Raw genomic sequence first — 18,830 nt, forward strand, 5'->3', positions numbered from 1 at the left:
CGTCACACGGTCCACGTATGAATAACGAGCGCGTTCTCCTTGCGATGAAGCAACTGAAGATCGAGCACATCGAGCGGGTTGATCGGACGAATGCCTTCGATGAGCGACGCCTCGCCGTGTCCGTAGAGAGCCTGCAATGCGAAGCGGCATGCGTAGACCTTCCCGCCTTCAGCCATGAACTTCTGAAGCTGCTTGTTGAAGTTGAGATGGCCGGGGAACGCTTCGTCGCCGAGCGTCGGGAAGCCGCGTTGCAGGCCGAGCGTCACGCCCGGTCCATAGAGCAGCACGGAGGTGTCGAATCCCTTGCGTTGCAGACGCGTGGCTTGCAGCAGATTCACGAAGCCGATCGAGCCTTCGAATGCGACCGTATGAAACGTGACGAGTGCTTTCTCGCCAGGTTCGGCCTTCACGTCTTCGAAAACTTTCTCTTCGTAGTCGACCAGAAAGTCGCCGTTCTTGTGAAGCGGTTGATTGACTGCGGGCATGGCATTCTCCGATGTTGGGTTCACGTGTATACCGTCATGTTTCATCGCGACGGCGAACGCTCAAACGCAACGGATATGCCAATGATTGGCCCGTAAAATGCAATCACTTTGCAATCAAGCAAAACAAACTTGCATGCGCGACACGAAAAATTCTCGTGCAAGCCGTTGCGGACGGCCTTTCGTAGTCGTGCACGGGAGCCTTGCCGAGCGAGGCGCGCACGCTTTCAGCGCAGGAAAGCCTGTGCGTGGTGCGCAGCACACTGACGATGTGCATGGATGCGATCAATGCAATCAACTGCGATCAGCGCATGCGATCTCTTTTCTTTTGATTGATTTGTCATGCTAAGGTGAATCGAACCTTCGCCGAGGACATCGCGGTCATGAATCAGCCGGCGCATCACTGGATCAGAAAGCTCGAGGAGAGTAGAAAGCCCGCTTATCTGACGATTCCCGATCTGATCGAAGAAGACCTTGCCACCGGGCGATTGCGGCCACGTGACCGATTGCCGGGTTTGCGCGATCTCGCCGACCTGCTCGGCCTCAACTACACGACGGTCGCGCGTGCGTACGCGGAAGCGCGCAAGCGCGGCCTGCTCGATGCGCGCGCGGGTAGCGGAACCTTCGCGCGCGGCAGGACGCCGACGTTGCCGCTCGCGGGGGGCGGCGGCGTCGAGATGTCGATGAACATGCCGCCCGAACCACCGCTGTTGGCAGCGCGACTGCGCGCGTCGGCGGCGAGCCTGATGGAGCGTGCCGATCCGTTTCAGTTGTTGCGTTATCAGGATTTCGGCGGAACGGCGGCGGATCGCGCGGCGGGACGCGAATGGCTTCGGAAACGCGTTCCGGATTGCGATGTCGATAACGTGCTCGTTTGTCCGGGCATTCATGGCGCGCTCGTTGCGCTGGTGTCGCAGCTTGCGCGGCCGGGCGAGATCATCTGTCTGGATTCGCTCGCTTATCCCGGGATCAAGGCGATTGCTTCGCAACTAGGCGTGCGCTTGCAGGCCTTGCCCCGCGATGACGAAGGCCCGTTGCCGCATGCGTTCGAAGCGTTGTGCAAGACGGAGAAGCCGGGAGCGTTCTACTGCAATCCCACGCTGCAGAACCCGAGCACATTGACGCTTACGCTGCAGCGGCGCGAAGCCCTTGCCGATGTGGCCTTGCGTTACAACGTGCCGATCATCGAAGACGAGCCTTACGGCATGTTGCCTTTCGACGCGCCCGCCACGCTCGCGCAACTCGCGCCCGAACTGACGTATCACGTGACCGGCTTATCGAAGACGCTGGGCGCGGGGTTGCGCGTGGCATATCTCAAAGCGCCTACGCTGCGGCAGACGCAGCGGATCGCGGGAGCATTGCGTGCGACGACGGTCATGCCGAGCCCTTTCACCGTCCTCCTCGCGACCCAATGGGTCAACGACGGCACGGCTTCAGACGTGCTCGAAGCTATTCGCGAGGAGGCATCGGCCAGACAGGCGATCGCGTCGGACGAGCTTCGAGGCTTCGCGTTCGACGCCGACCCGCACGGGTTTCATCTGTGGCTGCCCGTGCCTTCGATGTGTGACTGGAGTGCGCCGGAATTGGCCCTCCAGTTGCGCAATCAAGGCATCGGCGCGGTGGCCGGGGCCGCATTTTCCGCAGATGGGAATCCGCCGAATGCGCTGCGGTTATGTCTCGGTGGACCTCAGAACCGGGAAGATTGCCGCGAAGCGCTAAGGCGCGTCGCCGATATGATGGGCGATCCGCATCATCTGCATATGCCGACGCTTTGAAAACGCGCTATCGCCTAAGTGAACGGGCGATTCGACCCGCAGCGGTCTCTTGCGGATACCGCGCGCAAAGCCCACAAAGCAGCCCTCACGCGCCACCGTGCGACCGTCACGCGCTTCGCCTTGCATGGCAGGAGCTTCATAGCTGCCGCCTGAGCGTTCGACGAGATTCTCCTTCAAGTCATTGAGCATCATCACGGCCTGCCGCGCGTCGATCTGAGTCCGAAGCCCGCAAGCGAACACCAATTCGCGGATAAGCAAACCACCGATTGCCGCCCCATGTCGCAACTCGGTGCGGTCATGCACGAAGACGAGGCCGCCAGGACATCTGTGGTGCACCACATATTTCGATACGGCGGCTCGTGTGCCGCATGAACGCCGGTTCGTCGGGGATGGCGGCGCGATGGATCGTTGGCATACCACTTGCATATTCCGAAGTCGATTTCATCGGTACTCGAACGAATCGTCCATTCGACGATCGCCAACCAGCGACCGCGCATGCATCGAACGCCGTGCGCGCCATCGCAAACATCAAAGAGGCCTCTCATGTCAGCCTGTCTCACCCGTCGCGATGCTCGTCAGTCGAAACAGCGCACCGCCGTCACGCTTCTTCGCTCGTGCGCGCTCATGCTCGTCGCGACGTTCGGCCTGAGCCAGGCGGCTCATGCAGCGGGCGCGGAGGAAATCAAGGCGCGGGGCTATCTGAGCGTCGCGACCGAGGACGACTACAACCCGTTCGAATTCGTCGAGAACGGCAAGAACACGGGCTATGACAACGACCTGCTCGCGCTGATGCGCAAGAAGCTCGGCGTCGACGTCAAACAACAGGTGATGCCGTGGTCCGGCATCCTGCCCGGCGTCACGACGGGCAAGTACGACATGGCATTGAGCGCGGTGCTCGTCACCGAAGAGCGCAAGAAGAACTTCGACTTCGCGTCGCCGACCTGCGAGGCCGTCACCGTGTATGCGACCAAGAAGGGCGCCCCGATCAAGACCGCCGACGATCTCGTCGGCAAGGTCGTGGGCGCGGAAACGGGCAGCGCGATGCTGGCGGACCTCAAGTCCTTCAACGAGGAACTGAAAAAGAAGCACGGCGGCAACGGTCTCAAGCAGATCGTCGAGTATCAGTCGTATCCGGAGGCTTATCAGGATCTCGGGCTCGGTCGCGTCGATGCGGTCGCGAATACGCAGATCAGCCTGAACTCGCTCGTGAAGACGCGCCCGGACGTGTTCGTCGTCGGCCAGGCGATCGGCAAGCCGACCTATATCGCGTGGGCCGTGAAAAAGGGCAATACCGACGTGCTGAAGATAGTCGATGCCGCTTTGCTCGAACTGCGCAAGAGCGGCGAGATGTACCAGCTCCAGCAGAAGTGGCTCGGCGCGAGCTACAAGGACATGCCGCAGTCGGTCAACTGACCTTTACGCCCATATCATCCCGCATCGATGAACGCCTTCGATTACTGGAGCATCGCGCAAGGAGCGCTGGAGACCGTGCTTCTCTCGGTCGCCAGCATCGTGCTCGGCGTGCCGCTGGGACTCGGCCTCGCGTTGATCCGCTGGGCGCGCGTGCCGTATCTCAACCGCATCGTGCTCGCGTACGTGAGCCTCATCCGCTCGTGTCCCGCCGTGACGCTGACGCTGCTGATCTTCTTCGCGCTGCCGCAGTTCGGCATCTCGCTTGACCCGACGCCCGCCGCGATCCTCGCGCTCACCATCAGCACTGCGGCGTTCAACTGCGAAATCTGGCGCGCCGCGCTGATCAACTTTCCGCGCGACCAGTACGATGCCGCCCTCGCCTTCGCGATGCCGCGCAGCCTGCGGTTCCGGCGCATCGTGTTGCCGCAGCTCTGGCGCGCGAGCCTTCCGGGTCTCGTCAACGAGATGACCCTGCAGATCAAGTCGACGCCCGCGGTCGCGGTCATCGGCATCGTCGAAATCACGCGCGCGGCCTTGCGTGTGGGCGCGCGCACCTATGATCCGCTGCCGCCCTTCGTGTTCGCGCTGGTGCTCTACGGACTTATCGTGTTCGTGCTGATCCGGGCACAGCGCGTGATCGAGCGTCGCCAGCCCGTGGAGGCCCGCGCATGACGGAACACTTTCTGATCGTCTGGCAGCAGCGCGCGGACGTGCTTTCGGGTTTGCTCGACACGCTCGGACTGCTCGCGGTCGCCGCACTCGCGTCGCTCCTGCTGGGCGCGCTGCTCGCACCCGCGCTCATGTCGAAGCGCCCGGCCATCGCGCACATCGCCGTGCTGTATGTCGATGCGATGCGCTGCGCGCCCTTCCTGTTGTTCGTCTATCTGATCTATTTCGGGCTGCCGAGCGCGGGCATTCGCCTGTCGAACTGGTGGGCCGGCGCCATCGCGCTGATTCTCTACAACACCGCCTACATGGCCGAGCTGCTGCGCGGCGCGTGGGCCGGCCTGCCCGCGCCGATGATCGAAGCCGCGCGCGCGTACGGCTTTCACGGCTTCGGCCTGGTTCGCCGCATCATCCTGCCTCAGGTCTTCACAGTCGCCTTGCCGATGATCGGCAACCAGCTCGTGCAGATCGTGAAGGACAGCGCGTTTCTCACGGTGATCGCGGTCGGCGAGCTGACGCATCAGATGAACGGCATTCAGGCGACCTATTTCATCCCGTTCGCCGCGTTCATCACGGCCGTGCTGCTTTACTGGGCCATATGCCTCGTGATCGAAGGCGGCAGCGGATTACTGTCCAGATTTGCCGAGGAACGCAGAGCATGAACATTTCGAACGACGTCCCGGTCACCATCATGCGCGCGACCGACGCAGCCGGAGCATCGTCCGGCCTCGCGAGCGGCGCGGCGAGCCAGGCGGCGCTTACGGTCCTGCAACTCAACGGCATATCGAAGTCGTTCGGCGAGAATCACGTGCTGCGCGATGTCTCGCTCACCGTGCACAAGGGCGAGACCGTATGCCTGCTGGGACCGTCGGGCTGTGGCAAGTCCACGCTGCTGCGCTGCGTGAACTGGCTGGAAATTCCCGATGCCGGCACGGTCCACGTATCCGGCCGGCGCATGGGCCTGCGCGAAGGCTCGTCGATCAAGATGAACGATGCCGAACTCGCGCGTTCGCGCGCGCGCATCGGCATGGTGTTTCAACATTTCGCGCTCTGGCCGCATCTGACGGTGCTGCAGAACGTGATGGAAGCGCCGTTGCACGTGCTCGGACTTCCACGCGACGTAGTGCACGCGGAAGCCGAGCGCCTGCTTGAACGCGTCGGCCTCGCGGCCAAGATGGATGCGTATCCGTCGCGGCTGTCGGGCGGCCAGAAGCAGCGCGTGGGCATTGCGCGCGCACTGGCCATGAAGCCCGACATCCTGCTCTTCGACGAACCCACCAGCGCGCTCGATCCGATGCTCGTCGGCGAAGTGCTGAGCGTGATGCGCTCGCTCGCGCAGGAAGGCGCGACCATGGTCATCGTCACGCACGAGATGGAGTTCGCGCGGCAGGTGGCGAGCCGCGTCGTGTTCATGGACGCGGGACAGGTGATCGAAAGCGCGCCGCCCGAGCAGTTCTTCGACGCGCCGCAGACGCCGCGCGCGCGGCAGTTTCTTGCGCGCTTTCGCTCGCCGCATCACGCGGCCGAAGACTGAGCGAGTCTTCCGGACGCGCCTGACGTTCAGACTCGTCGCGGCCTGCATGCGCCGCGACGAGTCTGAGCGGATTCATTGCGGCGCAGCCATGTCCGCGGCCTGCCTGACTTCACCGTCCTTGTACTTGCCCCAGGTTTGCGCCAGTTCGCTCATCGACCGCGGATCGCAGTCGTATTCGGGCAAGGTGTCGGCATCCCAGTGACCGAAGCGATCGACGCCGCGCACGAGCGTCGCCCGACGTCGGCCGGTGACGGATCGCACATGCGCCGGCACATAGAAGAACGCGAAGCCGATGCGCCGATCATCCGAGCGATTCGGCAACGAACTGTGCGCGGTGCGTTCGTGATGCATCGAAAATTCGCCCGGCTCAAGCGGCATTTCGACCGCCAGGTTTTCGTCGATGTCGACGAGCGTCTGCCCCTTGGCGAGCATGTTGTCCTTCGCGTACGTCTCGACGTGCTTGAGGTCCGGCCCGCTGTGCGAGCCGGGCAGCACGCGCAGCACGCCGTTGACCGAATTCGCCGGCGTGAGCGCGACCCACACGGTCACTTCCTCGTGCGGCGTCAGCCCGAAATACGTCGAGTCCTGATGCCAGGACACATAGCGCGGATCACGACCGTTTTTAGCGAAGATCGACGCGCCGAACAGCATGATGTCCGGCCCGATGAGATCCTCGACCCCATCCAGAATGGCCGGATGACGGCCGAGTTCGACGATCGCCGGCAAGGCCAGATGACCTTTGATCTTGAGCGTCCTGTTGACGTCCTCGCCGGAGGACGCCTCGTACCGTTCGATGATGCGGCGATACTCCGCCGCCTCGTGCGCGTCGATCGCGCGCATCGGATAGACATAGCCGTGCTGCTTGAAGTGCGCGACCTGCGCTTCGGTGAGATGCTTCGTCATGGACGTTCCTCTGAGTGTGCTTCGATCGGAAAGACGCTTGCTCGTCCGGCAACGGGTCGCGCCCGCGCGGACGCTTACCGCATGAGTTCGTGCACGGCGCGCGCGACGCGCAACACGCCTTCGTCCGCGCCGCGCGCGCCGATGACGGACACGCCGACCGGCGCGCTGCCGATGCGCGTCCACGGCATGCTCACCTGCGGCAGGCCTGCGAGACCGGCGACGCACAGCATCTGCTGCGCACGGGCGCGCGTGTGATCGACCGTTTGCGCCGATGCATCGGCGCGCGGCGCGCCGCCCGGCACCGTCGGAACCAGCCAGTAGGTGCCTTGCGGCAGGGCTTCGGCCATTGCGTGGATCGCTTCAACGCGAAGCCGCTGCGCCTGCGCGATCTGCTCGCGCGTGATGGTCAGGCTCATCGCGAAGCGCGCGCCGACGTCCGCACCGAAGCTCGCCGAATGCTCGCGCGCCCACTTTCCGTATCGCTGGGCGATTTCCCCCGCCTGCAACACGCGGAACGTCTGCGCCCAGTCAGGCAGCGGTGCCTGCGGCGCGACGAAGCTCACGCGCTCGCCGAGCGCCTCGATCGACGCCTCGAAGCGCGCCGCGACGGGCGCATCGACGCAGGCGAGCAGGTTGCGCGGCACGTGAACGGCGAATGCATCGTCGTTCGATCCGACGACGCTTTGCGCCAGTACCTCGAACATGAGCGCGAGAGTGTGCGGATCGCGCGCGAACCAGCCGACCGTGTCGAAGCTGTGCGCGAGCGTGAGACATCCGTCGGTCGCGATGCGGCCGTGCGTGGGCCGCATGCCCCACACGCCGCAATAGCTAGCCGGCAGGCGCACGGAGCCGCCGCAATCGGTGCCGAGCGCGACGTCCGCATGACCCGCCGCGACTGCCACGACCGACCCCGACGACGATCCGCCCGGCATGCGCGCCGGGTCCGCCGGATTCACGGGCGTGCCGTAGTGCGCGTTGACGCCGGCAAGGCTGTAGGTAAGTTCGTCGGTGACGGTCTTGCCGATCCACTGCGCGCCTTCTTCGAGCAGCGCACGCACGGCGAGTGCGGTGCGCGCGGCGACCGGCTGCTGATCGCGCCAGGCCGGATTGCCGCCGCCGGTGCGCAATCCGGCGATATCGAAGACATCCTTCACCGCGAGGCGCAAGGTCGCGAGCCGATCGCCGGTGCGCGGCGGCAGCGCGGCGGGCGGCAGCGAGGCGAAGCCATCGGCGACGAATGCGCCGTGGAGGCCTGCTTGCAGCAAATCGTTCCGCGTCATGACGGGTCCATCCAGCTGACGTGAGCGGCGACCACGCGCCATTGACCGTCGATACGCGCCCACGTCTGCGACTGGCGCCCGATGCGCGGCTCGCCTGCGCGCGAGAACGTGATGTTCGTCACGGCGAAGTCCGCGCCGAAGCTCGTCACCGACCGGTCGACGATCGTGCGCATCAGGCCCTTGCCCGGACGCTGCGCCCGAAACTCGCGGATGGCGTCGTAGCCTTGCAGGTTTTCGGTCGCGCCGTAGCGCAGCGTGTGCGGACTCATCCAGAAGAGCGTGTCGAGCACGGCGACGTCGTTGGTCGTGAGCGCGCGCTCGTATTCGTCGAAGGCGGTTTCGACCGCCGCGAGCGTGGCCGGATGGTTGATCGGTTCTGCGCTCATGCGTTGTCGCCGGAAAGGTTTCTCATTGCGCGCGCGAAGAGTTCGGGCGGCGCCGCATAGAGACCGCGCCCGAGCAGGCCTGCGCGTCCGTCGCCGCCGATCATCGCGATGGCGGCGAGTGGCGCGATACCTTCGCGCTCGACGCGGGCGGCATCGAGCACACCGGGCAGCCGCGGGAACGCGGGATGCGGCTCCGTGTAAAGGCGCGCCTGGCGCTCGCGCCAGCCGGCGGGCAACAATGCCTCGAACGCCTGCGCCGGCTCCGGCGCGAGCGCCTGCGCGCCGAAACCGGCCGCGTCGATGACGCCGCTGTCGCCGGTCAGCGGCGCCGCCTCCGCCTGCTGGTGCGGATCGATGCGCGGTCCTTCCGGCGCGCGGGCGTCGGCGGTGATCCACCGTGAGGGCGCGCCCGCAAGCCGGATACCGATGCGCTCGCCGTTGCCCGCGAGCGCCACCACGAGCGTCGATGAAGCATCGCCCGCGCGCGCCGCCGCCGAAAGCATGAGCGCGCACGCGGCCATCCACGGCGTGAGGAAGAAAAGCGGCGTCTGGGCGAGCATCGCGTCGATCTCGCCGGATGCATCGGAGAGGCGCGGCGCGAGCAGCTCGCGCAGTGCGGCGGTGGCAGCCGTGGTGCGCGCGTGCAGATCGTCGCCATCATCGAGACCGGTTTGCGCCAGCGCCAGCAGATCGAGCGGGCCGCGAGCGAGCGCTGCATCGAGCGCGGGCGCGAGCACTCGGTCGCGCCATTTCATGCGATCGAGAATGCGCAGATCGCGGCCGCCGAAGCGAATCTGCGGACCCGCGCCGCTGCCCAGCATGGACCACGCACGCGCGGCGGAATCGTTCGCGTCGTTCACCTCGACGAGCATCGTGCGCGGCGAGATCACGGCCGCGAGCGGCGTCACCACGCCATACGCCTGCGCGCATTCGAGCCGCACTTCTCCTTGCGCGATCAGCCGTTCGGCGTGCACTTCATCCTTCGCCCAGCCTTCGTACAGACAGCACAGGACCGCAGACGAACGCACCGGCGCGGACGGCTCGCGCGGATTGTCGAACGGCGGCCCCGCATGCAGCAGCGTGAAGTCCGGCAGACGCACCGCGTCGCGCGCCGCCACGACCGCGCGCCATTGCGGACGCACCGCGTGAACGCGGCTCAGCGCGCGTGCGTTGGCATCGTCGGTGCGCATGGTCAGCGGGCCGCGAAGCTGAACAGTCCGCGCAGGCGCGACCACAGCATCTTCCAGAACAGATTGCCGACATCGAGCGGCGCGTTTGCCGCTTTCGCCGATGCCGCACGCACTCCCGGACGCGGTTCCACGCGCGTCTTCGGGGCGGGCGCTTCGGCTTCCTGCACGACGGCCGGCGCTGCGGCCTGCACCAGCGCGCTGCCTGCTGCCGTGTCCGCGACGTCGAGCTTCGCCTTGAGATTTTCGGCGAACGCTTCGGTCATGCGCGTCGCCAGTTCCTTCACGATCCCGCCGCGCGAAAACTGCGCGAGGCTGCCGCCGATCGTGTAGTCCACCTTCACGTCGACACGCGTTTCGCTCGCCGCCGTGGCTTCGAGCGCGAACGACGCCACGCCCTTCACGCGCGACGAACTCTTCCGGTCCACACCCGTTCCCGTGATGCTGCCGCGATACTGCGCATCGTCGAGCTGCATCGCGCCGTCGCCCGCGAACGACGCGACGATCGGCCCGAGCTTGACGGTCATCGCGAGCTTGAGCATGCCGTTCGCGACTGGCGCTGTGAGCGAGGCGCCCGGCAGGCACGCGACGATCCCGGGCGTGTCGTGAAAGCGCGCCCATACGGCATGGCGCGGATAAGGGACGGTGAAGCTTTGTTCGATTTCCATGGCGCGAATTCCGTATGAGTGTTTCAGGCGGTCGCGGCGGCGGCCGCGAGCGGGGCTGCGGCGCGGGCGCGACGCGCATCGAGCACGCGGCGGATCGCGCGGACGATGCCCACGTAGCCCGTGCAGCGGCACAGGTTGCCGGAGAGTTCGAGGCGCACGCGCGCGTCGTCGGCATCGGGCAGGCGCGTGACGATGTCGCGCGCGGTCATCAGCATGCCCGGCGTGCAGTAGCCGCATTGCAGCGCGTGTTCGGCGCTGAAGGCCGCGCGCAGCTCGTTCATGATGGCGTCGTCGTCGAAGCCTTCGATGGTGCGCACGGCGCTCCCCGCGCAACTGATCGCGGGAGTGATGCACGAACGGGTCGGCACGCCGTCCACGTCGATCGTGCATGCGCCGCATACGCCCTGCTCGCAACCGATGTTGGTGCCGCACAACATGCGCTGCTCGCGCAGGAAATCGGCGAGACTCGTGCGCGGCTCGACGCGGTCCACGACCGGCGCACGGTTGACGACGAGTTCGATCGTCTTGATGAATGCGTCGCTCATGGTGCTTTTCCGTCCTGATTGCGAATGGCCGCCGCCGCGCGCACGAGCGCGACGCGATGCACTTCATGTTCATAGCTTCCCGCTTCGATGCCCGCCGCTTCGAGATGTGCATCGAAACACGAGGTTTGCGGATTGGCGTCGCGCAGCAGATCGCGCGCATCGTCGATGGCGAAGGGCGGTGCGTCGATCGCGCCGATCACGGCACGGCACACGCCGCGCGCCGCATCGTCGATGAACACCGCGATGGCCTCGGCGAACTCGCCCGGCTTGCGGTTGAACTTGTAGTAGCTCCAGCGCGCCGTCGGCGAAAGACGCGCGAAGCGCACGCCGGTCAGGATCTCGTCGGCTTCGAGCGCGGTCGTGAATGCGCCGGCCATCCAGTCGCCGCCGTCGATCACGCGCGCGCCGCCCGGTCCCGCGACCAGAAACTGCGCATCGAGCGCGCACATCGTGTTGATCCAGTCCGCAGCGGGATCGGCGTGGGCGAGACTGCCGCCGAGCGTGCCGCGATTGCGCACCGCGCGATACGCGATGCCGCGCGCCACATATTCCATGAGTCCGCGTGTGCCGGTCTCGACCTTGCCGTCCTCGATCTGCGCATGCGTGAGGCATGCGCCGAGCGTGACCGTCTCCCCTTCGATGCGGCATGCACGCAGCGCCGCGATGCCGCGCAGATCGACGAGCATTTCCGGCTGCGCGAGGCGCAGGTTCATCATCGGCCCGAGCGACTGGCTGCCGGACACGAACTTGCCCATGCCGCCGGTCGGGACGATGAGCGCGATCGCCTCGTCGCAGGTGAGCGGCTTTGCATAATCGTAGGTCGCGGCTTTCATGCGGGCATTCCTTTCATCGCGCGGGCCTGGCGTTCGCGCTCCTTCGCGAGCGCTTCGACGACGAGGCGCGGCGTGACCGGCAACTGGTCGATGCGCACGCCGAGTCCGCGCAACGCATCGTTGACAGCATTGGCAAGCGCGGCGGGCGGACCGATCGCCCCGCTCTCGCCGATGCCCTTCTGCCCGAACTCGGTGTATGGCGCGGGCGTTTCCATGTGTTCGATGCGAATGGCGGGCACTTCGGTCGCGCCGGGCAGGATGTAGTCGGCGAGCGTCGAGGCGAGCGGCTGGCCGTCGTCGCTGTACGGCATCGCCTCGTAGAGCGCTGTGCCGATGCCCTGCGCCGCGCCGCCGTAGACCTGTCCGTCGACCACCATCGGATTGATGAGCACGCCGCCGTCTTCCACGATCACGTAAACTAGAATCTCCGTCTGCCCGAGCGCCGGATCGACCGCGACGACCACCGCGTGGCACGCGTAGCTGAAGGTGCCCGAATCGCGCTTCGCCTGATAGGACGTCGAGACTTCGAGGCCGCGCGGATCGACATCGGACGGCAGCAGTTGCGGCGCGAGATACCAGGTCCGCGCGATTTCCCGCAGGCTGCGCGACGCCTGTCTGCCGACCACCGCGCCGTTTTCCCAGCGCACCTCGCTCGAGGGTTCGCCGAGCAGATGCGCGCCGATCTTCAGGAGCCGCTCCTTCAGTTCCTTCGATGCGCGGCCCACCGCGCCGCCTGCCATCACGATCGAGCGCGAGCCCCAGGTGCCGGTGGAATAAGGCGTGACGCCGGTGTCGCCGAGCACGATGCGCACGCGGTCGGTGTCGATGCCGAGCACTTCGTGCGCGATCTGCGCGAGCGTCGTTTCCATGCTCTGCCCGTGCGAATGCACGCCCACGCGCACTTCGAGCACGCCGTCGGGCGTGAGGCGGATGACCGCCGGCTCGTAGCCCGGCACCATCGGAATGCCCCAGCCGTGATACACCGACGTGCCGTGCGCGCCCTGCTCGCAGAACACCGACATGCCGAAACCGATGCGCCTGCCGTCCGGCTCGCCGCGACGCTGCCGCGCGCGAACCGCGGACAGGTCGATCGCGGCCATCGCGCGGCGCACCGCCTCGGGATAGTCGCCGCTGTCGAAATGCTTCCTGGTGATGTTGTCGTAGGGCATCTCGTGCGGCTCGACGAGATTGCGCAGACGCACCTCATAGGGCTCGATGCCCGCTTCGAGCGCGATCGCATCCATGACGGTTTCGATCGCGTAGCACACGCCGGTGCGCGCCACGCCGCGATACGGCAGGATCGGCGGCTTGTTGGTCGCGACCGACCACGTGCGGCACCGGAAGCGCTCCATCTTGTACGGCCCCGGCAGGATGCTGCCGATCTGCGCCGCCTCCAGACACGCCGAGAACGGATACGACGAATACGCGCCCGAATCCACATGCGCCTCGCATTCGACCGCGAGCAGGCGGCCGTCGCGATCGGCGTAGCCGGTAATGTCGTAGTCGTGCTCGCGGCAGTTCGCATTCGCCGTGAGTTGTTCGCGGCGATCCTCGATCCAGCGCACGGGCTTCTCCAGTTGCATCGCGAGCCAGCCGCAGCAGACTTCCTCGGGCAGCAGAATGCCTTTGTAGCCGAAGCCGCCGCCCACGTCCGGCGCGATCACGCGCACTTGCCCTTCGTCGAGGCCGAGACATTGCGCAAGCCCGGTGCGCGTGATGTGCGGCATCTGCGCGGACGTGTGCAGGATCAGTTGCGACAGCCGCCGGTCCCAGTGCGCAACGCAGCCGCGCCCTTCCATCGGCGCCATGCTCTGGCGCGCCGTGCGCAGCTTGCGATGCACGCGGATCGGCGCGTCGCGGCGGATCGCGTCGAGATCGACGTCAGGGTTCGCATCGACGAAAGTTTCGAGGAAGACGTTGTCGCCCCAGTGTTCGTGCACGAGCGCGGAATCGTCGCGGCGCGCGTCGATCATGTCGACCACGGCGGGCAGCTCCTCGAAATCGACGAAAACCTGCGCGGCAATGTCCTCGGCCTGCGCGCGCGTCGCGGCCACGCACATTGCAATGATCTCGCCGACCTGCCGCACCTTGCCGCTCGCGAGCACCGGCTGCTCGGAAGACTTGAAGCCCGGCAGGCCCGAATTCGCGACGACAGGCTTCACGCCTTCCATGTCGCCAAGCGTGTAGATCGCGTGTTCGAAGCCCTCCGGCTTCTCGATGCCGACGATATGACCATGCGCGATCGGGCTGCGCACGAACGCCACATCGACCATGCCGACCATGCGGATATTGGGCACGTATTCGCCGCGCCCGTGCATGAAGCGCTCGTCTTCCTTGCGCGTGAGCGATGCGCCGATGCCTTGCGCGCTATCGCCGCCGCCCTGTCTATGCAGACGTTTGATCATCGTATGAACCTCGCATTCTCAGGCGGCGCGCGCGAGCGGCAGGGTCGGCGAAACGGCGTCGTGGCGCACGCCGTCGCGCAGGCAGAAGAGCGGCGCCAGCATGCGGTCGGTGATGACCTGCGTGCCTTCGTTGTCCTCCAGCACCCAGCGCCCGCGCCGGTCGTCGAGCACGCTGATGTCTGCGCCGCGTCCCACCTTGAGCGTGCCGATCTCGCCCTCCATGCCGACCATCTTCGCGGCGTTGCACGTCGTCATGGCGACGACGTGATCGAGCGGCAGGCCGAGCGCGAGCATGCTGGTCATCGCGCTGACAAGGCTGAACTGCGTGCGGCCGAGGAACGAATGCTCTTCGTCGGGATGGCTGTCGGGCGTGCCGGCTGGCGCGGGCACGTGTGTGTTGTAGCCGTGCATGTCCGCGCCGAGCGTGTCGGGCACGACGCCCGCATCGAGCACGATGCGCGCCGTCCTGAAGCTGAAATGCGAGCCGTGGCCGACGTCGATCTTCAGGCCGCGCGCGACCGCTTCGTGCACGAGCGGATGCAGTTGCCCGTTCTCCTCCACGAAGCCGCCCGGATGACGGCTGAACGGATGCGCGAGGATATCGCCGGGCTTGAGGGTCTCGACCACCTGATTGAAGATGCAGTCCGGCTGGACCGGCAGGCCGCCGCTCTGTGGCTTCGGCCACAACTGGCCGAAGTGGATGTACAGGGGCAGTTGCGCGCCACGGCCAATCTGCGCGGCGATCTTCATCACGTCGAGGCCCCAGCGCGCGAAGCCGCCGATTTCCGCATGCGCCTTGATGCCCTTCACCAGATCGGGATTGGCCTTGATGGACTTGATGGTCGCATCGGCATCCAGACAGTCGGGGCGATACAGGTCCGGATAGTAGTGACCTTCGAGCCCGCCGACGAGATAGGCGGAGATGAACGCGAGCACGCGCGTGGCCGAACGCTCCGCTACGTAATGACGAAAGCCCGGAATCGTGATGCAGCTCGGACCGCCCTGATCGACGATCGTCGTGACGCCCGACTGCACGCCGCACTGATCGGCATTCAAGCCGAAGCGGCCCGTCACGTACTGATAGATGTGGCCGTGCGTATCGATGAGACCGGGCAGCACCAGCTTGCCGCCGCAATCGACGAGTTCCGCCTGATGTGCCTGGCTCGCGGCAGCGGCGCCGATTGCGGCAATGACGCCGTTGTCCACCAGGACGTCGAGCGTGGCGTCGATTTTCTGGGCCGGGTCGATGACGCGCCCTCCCTTGAGCAGAACTTGTGACATGTACTGTGCGCCTGGCCGAGTCGAAAGATGCGTGGTGTACCGCAAGTTGTATGCCGGTTTTTATGCATCGATTTACGAACGAATTTTCTTCATCCGAATCATTCAGTTAGCAGTGTTCTTCAACGCCAGATACGTGCCATTCCACGGAGCTTCGCAAACTGCCTCGCACCAACTCGGAGAGCACCGACGCGTTCCCGCACCACGCCCATGCGCGATGCCTTCTTATGGTGATTCGTCGGTGTACCCCGCATTTGCGGCGCGCCGCGATTTCGGCCTAGAATGCGGCATCGGAGCGTCCGACGCTCGTCCCTCTTTCCACGGAAGTCGCTGACATGCGAAACACCGTCACCGATCACATCGACATCGAAAGCGTTCGCGCGGAGCTTGCGCAGCGGCAGGCGCGCTCGCCGCTGTTTGCGCGGCCCGGCTTTCTGATTCGCCGCATGCATCAGATCCATACGTTCCTGTTCGTGCAGGAAACGAGCGAGTTCAACATCACGCCGGTGCAATACAGTTTGCTCACGGCGCTGGAATCGCTCGGCGAGATGGATCAGAACTCGCTCGCCATCGAAGTCGGACTGGAGCGCTCCAGCGTCGCAGAAGTCATTCCGCGACTCAACGCGCGCGGGCTCGTCAGCCGCACGCAGGCCGAACATGACAAGCGGCTGCGGCTCGTCAAACTCACGCCGGCGGGCAAACGCCTGGTCAGGAAGATGGCCGCCGCCGTGCAGCGCGCGCACGAGCGCACCATCGAGCATCTTTCGCCTGTGGAGCGCGACGTCTTCATGCTGCAAATGATCCGGCTGGTGGAAGCCAACAACGCCGACAACCTCGTGCCCTTCCGGCTGCCCGACAGCCAGTTGCTCGCCCAGGACGAAAGCGAAAGCGAAGCCGGCGCGACGTGAACATGACGCCCGAGGAGCGCCCCGCCATCGCACTGCACGCTACGCTTTCGCGCGCGGATCGCGTCTATTACACGCTGCGCGACGAAATCTTCGACATGCATCTCCTGCCGGGCGACCGGCTTACGGAGGGCGCCATCGCCGAACGCTTCGCGGTCTCGCGCACGCCCGCGCGCGAAGCCCTGCAGCGGCTTCAGAGCGACGGTCTGATGCAGGGCTATGTGCGCGGCGGCTGGGAAGTCGTGCCGATCGACAACAAGCGCTTCGACGACCTCTACGAGATGCGCCAGATGATCGAAACCTTCGCCGTGCGCAAACTCTGCGACGCGCAGACGCCGCAGGCTAAGCTGCATCTGCTGCTCGATGCGCTCGATCGCATCTGGAAAATCGGGCGCGCGCGGCGCATCACCGATGGCCGCAAGCTCGTCGAACTGGACGAAGCGCTCCATCACTCGCTCGTCGCGGCGGCGGGCAACGACGAGCTCACCTCGGCGATGCAGCGCGTCACCGACCGCATTCGCGTGGTGCGGCGGCTCGACCTGGTGCAGGGCGACTGCATCGCCGAAACCTATGACGAACACGCTGCGATTCTCGACGCCATTCGCCGCGGCGACGGCGCGCTCGGTGTCGAACTCGTGTCGCGCCATATCCGCGGAAGCCAGGCCAGCGTGAGCGGCCTCACCATGCAGCGCCTGCTCGCCGCGCGCACCGGGACAGGGCGCGAAGCCGTCGAGCACGCACCGGCAAGGCCTCGGCGCACCATCTGACGACATCACGAGGCTTCGCATCGGCGTCGTCGACGCGGCGCTGCAAGCCTTATCCGGCAAGCCTGATCAGGGTTATTACCAAGCGTTGGCACGGATCTCGCATTGGTCGTTTCGTTGTATACAAGGAAACGTCAATGCTTCTGGAACACGCGCAAGCCGCTGCCAACACACTGAATCCCACGCGCGGATCGCGCGGCATGGCGGTCGCGCCGCACGCGCTCGCCTCGCAAAGCGCGCTCGCCGTCCTGCGCGAAGGCGGAAACGCGGTGGAGGCGATGATCGCCGCCGCCGCGACCATCGCGGTGGTCTATCCGCACATGAACAGCATCGGGGGAGACGGCTTCTGGCTGATCTCGCGCCCCGGCCACGCGCCCGTCGGCATCGAGGCATGCGGCGCGGCCGCGATGCGCGCCAGCATCGACACGTATCGCTCACTCGGTCTGAGCGCGATTCCCCCACGCGGCCCGCTCGCGGCCAATACCGTCGCCGGCACGGTGTCGGGCTGGGACTTCGCGCATCGCTACTCGAAAGACGTGCTCGGCGGTCGCCTGACTGTCGCGCGGCTGCTCGAAGACGCCATTTATTACGCGAGGGACGGCATCCCGGTCACGCGCAGCCAGGCCGATTGCATTGCGGGCAAGCGCGCAGAACTGGAAACCGTGCCCGGCTTCGCGCAGACCTTTCTCCCTGATTCACGTGCGCCGCACACCGGCGAGCGCTTCGTCAACGCGCGGCTTGCCGCGACGCTGCAACGCCTCGCGGATGCCGGTCTCGACGACTTCTATCGCGGCGACCTCGCGCGCAGCATCGCGAGCGATCTCGCATCGCTGGAAACGCTCGTCACGCTCGACGACCTCGAGCGGCACCGCGCCTGCGCGCGCACGCCGCTCGCGCTGCGGCACACACTCGGCACCGTCTACAACATGCCGCCGCCCACGCAAGGCCTCGTCTCGCTGCTGATCCTCGGCGTGCTGGACCGCCTGCTTACCCACGACATGGACCCGCTCGGCCCCGAGTTCGTGCACGCGTGCGTCGAGGCGACCAAGCTCGCCTTCAAGGTGCGCGACGAGCACGTGACCGATCCGGACCATATGCGCATCGACCCGGTCACGCAGCTCGATCCCGCCGCGCTCGACGCGATGGCCTCTCAGGTGTCGATGTCGCGCGCCGCGCCGTGGGGTCAGGGCCGAGGCCCGGGCGATACGGTGTGGATGGGCGTCATCGATCGCGATGGCGTCGCGGTCAGCTTCATCCAGAGCATCTATCACGAGTTCGGCAGCGGAATCGTGCTGCCGCAGTCGGGCATCAACTGGCAGAACCGCGGCTGCAGCTTCTCGCTCGACCCTTCGTCGCTAAATCCGCTGATGCCGGGCCGCCGCCCCTTTCACACGCTCAATCCCGCCCTCGCGCATTTCGCCGACGGCCGCACCATGGTGTACGGCAACATGGGCGGCGACGGCCAGCCGCAGTCGCAGAGCGCGGTGTTCTCGCGCATCGCGCGATTCGGCTGGAATCCGCAGGCCGCGATCGATGCGCCGCGCTGGCTGCTCGGCCGCACCTGGGGCCAGTCCACCGATTCGCTGAAGCTCGAAGCGCGCTTTGCCGCCCCGACCGTCGACGCACTGCGCGCCCTCGGGCACGACGTCGAAGTGCTCGCCGCCTACGACGAAGCGATGGGTCATGCCGGCGCGATCGTTCGTCATTCCGACGGTTCGTTCGAGGGCGGACACGATCCGCGCAGCGACGGCGGCGTCGCAGGCTGGTAACGCTTCAGGGCACATCGCCATTCGCAGTCGTTTCATC

The 18,830-nt window shown here is 66.0% G+C and carries 18 protein-coding genes and 1 pseudogene; 8 read left to right on the top strand and 11 right to left on the bottom strand.

Annotated features, from left to right (window positions below):
* Positions 1-2: 2 nt before the first annotated feature.
* A complete protein-coding gene (locus NCT32_RS23730) occupies positions 3-485 on the bottom strand; it encodes an MSMEG_0572/Sll0783 family nitrogen starvation response protein (protein ID WP_061119141.1) in 483 nt (160 codons plus the stop codon).
* A gap of 380 nt (positions 486-865) precedes the next feature.
* Here NCT32_RS23730 and NCT32_RS23735 point away from each other — a divergent pair, with 380 nt between their 5' ends.
* Positions 866-2,257: a PLP-dependent aminotransferase family protein gene (locus NCT32_RS23735; RefSeq protein WP_061119263.1), complete on the top strand. Its 1,392-nt coding sequence runs from the start codon at positions 866-868 to the stop codon at positions 2,255-2,257.
* Positions 2,258-2,311: 54 nt separating this feature from the next.
* On the opposite strand, the pseudogene NCT32_RS23740 reads toward NCT32_RS23735, so the two are convergent.
* Positions 2,312-2,467: pseudogene (locus NCT32_RS23740) on the bottom strand (2,4-dienoyl-CoA reductase); the annotation flags it as partial.
* Positions 2,468-2,800: 333 nt separating this feature from the next.
* Here NCT32_RS23740 and NCT32_RS23745 point away from each other — a divergent pair.
* Genes NCT32_RS23745 through NCT32_RS23760 form a run of 4 tightly spaced genes read left to right on the top strand, consistent with a single transcriptional unit; the run spans position 2,801 to position 5,870 of the window.
* Positions 2,801-3,670, top strand: a complete 870-nt coding sequence (locus tag NCT32_RS23745) for a transporter substrate-binding domain-containing protein (RefSeq protein WP_061119142.1) — start codon at positions 2,801-2,803, stop codon at positions 3,668-3,670.
* Between the two features lie 27 nt (positions 3,671-3,697).
* On the top strand, positions 3,698-4,342 hold the full coding sequence (locus NCT32_RS23750) for an amino acid ABC transporter permease (RefSeq protein WP_061119143.1): 645 nt from the start codon (positions 3,698-3,700) through the stop codon (positions 4,340-4,342).
* Positions 4,339-4,998, top strand: coding sequence for an amino acid ABC transporter permease (locus NCT32_RS23755; RefSeq protein ID WP_061119144.1), 660 nt, complete (start codon positions 4,339-4,341; stop codon positions 4,996-4,998). The genes NCT32_RS23750 and NCT32_RS23755 overlap by 4 nt, the downstream gene beginning before the upstream one ends.
* Positions 4,995-5,870 carry an amino acid ABC transporter ATP-binding protein gene (locus tag NCT32_RS23760; RefSeq protein WP_061119145.1) on the top strand — a complete coding sequence of 292 codons (876 nt, stop codon included), beginning with the start codon at positions 4,995-4,997 and terminating at the stop codon, positions 5,868-5,870. The genes NCT32_RS23755 and NCT32_RS23760 overlap by 4 nt, the downstream gene beginning before the upstream one ends.
* A 72-nt stretch (positions 5,871-5,942) precedes the next feature.
* Here the strand turns inward: NCT32_RS23760 and NCT32_RS23765 are convergent, their stop codons facing one another.
* The 9 genes from NCT32_RS23765 to NCT32_RS23805 all read right to left on the bottom strand — a co-directional run bounded on the left by NCT32_RS23765 (position 5,943) and on the right by NCT32_RS23805 (position 15,358).
* Positions 5,943-6,773, bottom strand: a complete 831-nt coding sequence (locus NCT32_RS23765; protein WP_250490591.1) for a phytanoyl-CoA dioxygenase family protein — start codon at positions 6,771-6,773, stop codon at positions 5,943-5,945.
* A gap of 74 nt (positions 6,774-6,847) precedes the next feature.
* On the bottom strand, positions 6,848-8,053 hold the full coding sequence (locus tag NCT32_RS23770; RefSeq protein WP_061119147.1) for an amidase: 1,206 nt from the start codon (positions 8,051-8,053) through the stop codon (positions 6,848-6,850).
* Positions 8,050-8,439, bottom strand: coding sequence for an oxalurate catabolism protein HpxZ (hpxZ, locus tag NCT32_RS23775; RefSeq protein WP_061119148.1), 390 nt, complete (start codon positions 8,437-8,439; stop codon positions 8,050-8,052). Before hpxZ ends, NCT32_RS23770 begins: the two co-directional genes overlap by 4 nt.
* Positions 8,436-9,629 carry a DUF1116 domain-containing protein gene (locus NCT32_RS23780; protein WP_061119149.1) on the bottom strand — a complete coding sequence of 398 codons (1,194 nt, stop codon included), beginning with the start codon at positions 9,627-9,629 and terminating at the stop codon, positions 8,436-8,438. The genes hpxZ and NCT32_RS23780 overlap by 4 nt, the downstream gene beginning before the upstream one ends.
* A 2-nt stretch (positions 9,630-9,631) precedes the next feature.
* Positions 9,632-10,294 (bottom strand): SRPBCC family protein, encoded by a 663-nt coding sequence (locus NCT32_RS23785; protein WP_061119150.1) that lies wholly within the window; start codon positions 10,292-10,294, stop codon positions 9,632-9,634.
* Between the two features lie 23 nt (positions 10,295-10,317).
* Complete coding sequence (locus NCT32_RS23790; RefSeq protein WP_061119151.1) at positions 10,318-10,839, bottom strand: (2Fe-2S)-binding protein; 522 nt, start codon at positions 10,837-10,839, stop codon at positions 10,318-10,320.
* On the bottom strand, positions 10,836-11,672 hold the full coding sequence (locus NCT32_RS23795; RefSeq protein WP_061119152.1) for a xanthine dehydrogenase family protein subunit M: 837 nt from the start codon (positions 11,670-11,672) through the stop codon (positions 10,836-10,838). The genes NCT32_RS23790 and NCT32_RS23795 overlap by 4 nt, the downstream gene beginning before the upstream one ends.
* Complete coding sequence (locus NCT32_RS23800; RefSeq protein WP_250490592.1) at positions 11,669-14,077, bottom strand: xanthine dehydrogenase family protein molybdopterin-binding subunit; 2,409 nt, start codon at positions 14,075-14,077, stop codon at positions 11,669-11,671. The genes NCT32_RS23795 and NCT32_RS23800 overlap by 4 nt, the downstream gene beginning before the upstream one ends.
* Positions 14,078-14,095: 18 nt before the next feature.
* The gene (locus NCT32_RS23805) at positions 14,096-15,358 is read right to left on the bottom strand and encodes an amidohydrolase/deacetylase family metallohydrolase (protein ID WP_061119154.1); all 1,263 of its coding nucleotides are present in this window, start codon (positions 15,356-15,358) and stop codon (positions 14,096-14,098) included.
* Positions 15,359-15,690: 332 nt separating this feature from the next.
* On the opposite strand from NCT32_RS23805, the gene NCT32_RS23810 reads away from it, so the two are divergent.
* From NCT32_RS23810 to NCT32_RS23820, 3 genes are all read left to right on the top strand, one after another.
* Complete coding sequence (locus NCT32_RS23810) at positions 15,691-16,263, top strand: MarR family winged helix-turn-helix transcriptional regulator (RefSeq protein WP_061119155.1); 573 nt, start codon at positions 15,691-15,693, stop codon at positions 16,261-16,263.
* A 2-nt stretch (positions 16,264-16,265) separates the two neighbouring features.
* Positions 16,266-17,027, top strand: a complete 762-nt coding sequence (locus NCT32_RS23815) for a GntR family transcriptional regulator (RefSeq protein ID WP_061119156.1) — start codon at positions 16,266-16,268, stop codon at positions 17,025-17,027.
* 134 nt (positions 17,028-17,161) lie between these two features.
* Positions 17,162-18,793: a gamma-glutamyltransferase family protein gene (locus NCT32_RS23820; RefSeq protein WP_061119157.1), complete on the top strand. Its 1,632-nt coding sequence runs from the start codon at positions 17,162-17,164 to the stop codon at positions 18,791-18,793.
* Positions 18,794-18,830 lie beyond the last annotated feature (37 nt).

The sequence above is a fragment of the Caballeronia sp. INML2 genome (genome assembly GCF_023631365.1).
Classification (GTDB): Bacteria; Pseudomonadota; Gammaproteobacteria; order Burkholderiales; family Burkholderiaceae; genus Caballeronia; species Caballeronia turbans.

Excerpts from the sequence above, each read along its gene's own strand:
- NCT32_RS23815 (WP_061119156.1), top strand. The coding sequence starts at position 16,266 with ATGACGCCCGAGGAGCGCCCCGCCATCGCACTGCACGCTACGCTTTCG.
- NCT32_RS23820 (WP_061119157.1), top strand. The coding sequence starts at position 17,162 with ATGCTTCTGGAACACGCGCAAGCCGCTGCCAACACACTGAATCCCACG.
- NCT32_RS23795 (WP_061119152.1), bottom strand. The coding sequence starts at position 11,672 with ATGAAAGCCGCGACCTACGATTATGCAAAGCCGCTCACCTGCGACGAG.
- NCT32_RS23755 (WP_061119144.1), top strand. The coding sequence starts at position 4,339 with ATGACGGAACACTTTCTGATCGTCTGGCAGCAGCGCGCGGACGTGCTT.
- NCT32_RS23730 (WP_061119141.1), bottom strand. The coding sequence starts at position 485 with ATGCCCGCAGTCAATCAACCGCTTCACAAGAACGGCGACTTTCTGGTC.
- NCT32_RS23810 (WP_061119155.1), top strand. The coding sequence starts at position 15,691 with ATGCGAAACACCGTCACCGATCACATCGACATCGAAAGCGTTCGCGCG.
- NCT32_RS23785 (WP_061119150.1), bottom strand. The coding sequence starts at position 10,294 with ATGGAAATCGAACAAAGCTTCACCGTCCCTTATCCGCGCCATGCCGTA.
- NCT32_RS23780 (WP_061119149.1), bottom strand. The coding sequence starts at position 9,629 with ATGCGCACCGACGATGCCAACGCACGCGCGCTGAGCCGCGTTCACGCG.
- NCT32_RS23735 (WP_061119263.1), top strand. The coding sequence starts at position 866 with ATGAATCAGCCGGCGCATCACTGGATCAGAAAGCTCGAGGAGAGTAGA.
- NCT32_RS23745 (WP_061119142.1), top strand. The coding sequence starts at position 2,801 with ATGTCAGCCTGTCTCACCCGTCGCGATGCTCGTCAGTCGAAACAGCGC.
- NCT32_RS23750 (WP_061119143.1), top strand. The coding sequence starts at position 3,698 with ATGAACGCCTTCGATTACTGGAGCATCGCGCAAGGAGCGCTGGAGACC.
- NCT32_RS23805 (WP_061119154.1), bottom strand. The coding sequence starts at position 15,358 with ATGTCACAAGTTCTGCTCAAGGGAGGGCGCGTCATCGACCCGGCCCAG.
- NCT32_RS23765 (WP_250490591.1), bottom strand. The coding sequence starts at position 6,773 with ATGACGAAGCATCTCACCGAAGCGCAGGTCGCGCACTTCAAGCAGCAC.
- NCT32_RS23770 (WP_061119147.1), bottom strand. The coding sequence starts at position 8,053 with ATGACGCGGAACGATTTGCTGCAAGCAGGCCTCCACGGCGCATTCGTC.
- NCT32_RS23760 (WP_061119145.1), top strand. The coding sequence starts at position 4,995 with ATGAACATTTCGAACGACGTCCCGGTCACCATCATGCGCGCGACCGAC.
- NCT32_RS23800 (WP_250490592.1), bottom strand. The coding sequence starts at position 14,077 with ATGATCAAACGTCTGCATAGACAGGGCGGCGGCGATAGCGCGCAAGGC.
- hpxZ (WP_061119148.1), bottom strand. The coding sequence starts at position 8,439 with ATGAGCGCAGAACCGATCAACCATCCGGCCACGCTCGCGGCGGTCGAA.
- NCT32_RS23790 (WP_061119151.1), bottom strand. The coding sequence starts at position 10,839 with ATGAGCGACGCATTCATCAAGACGATCGAACTCGTCGTCAACCGTGCG.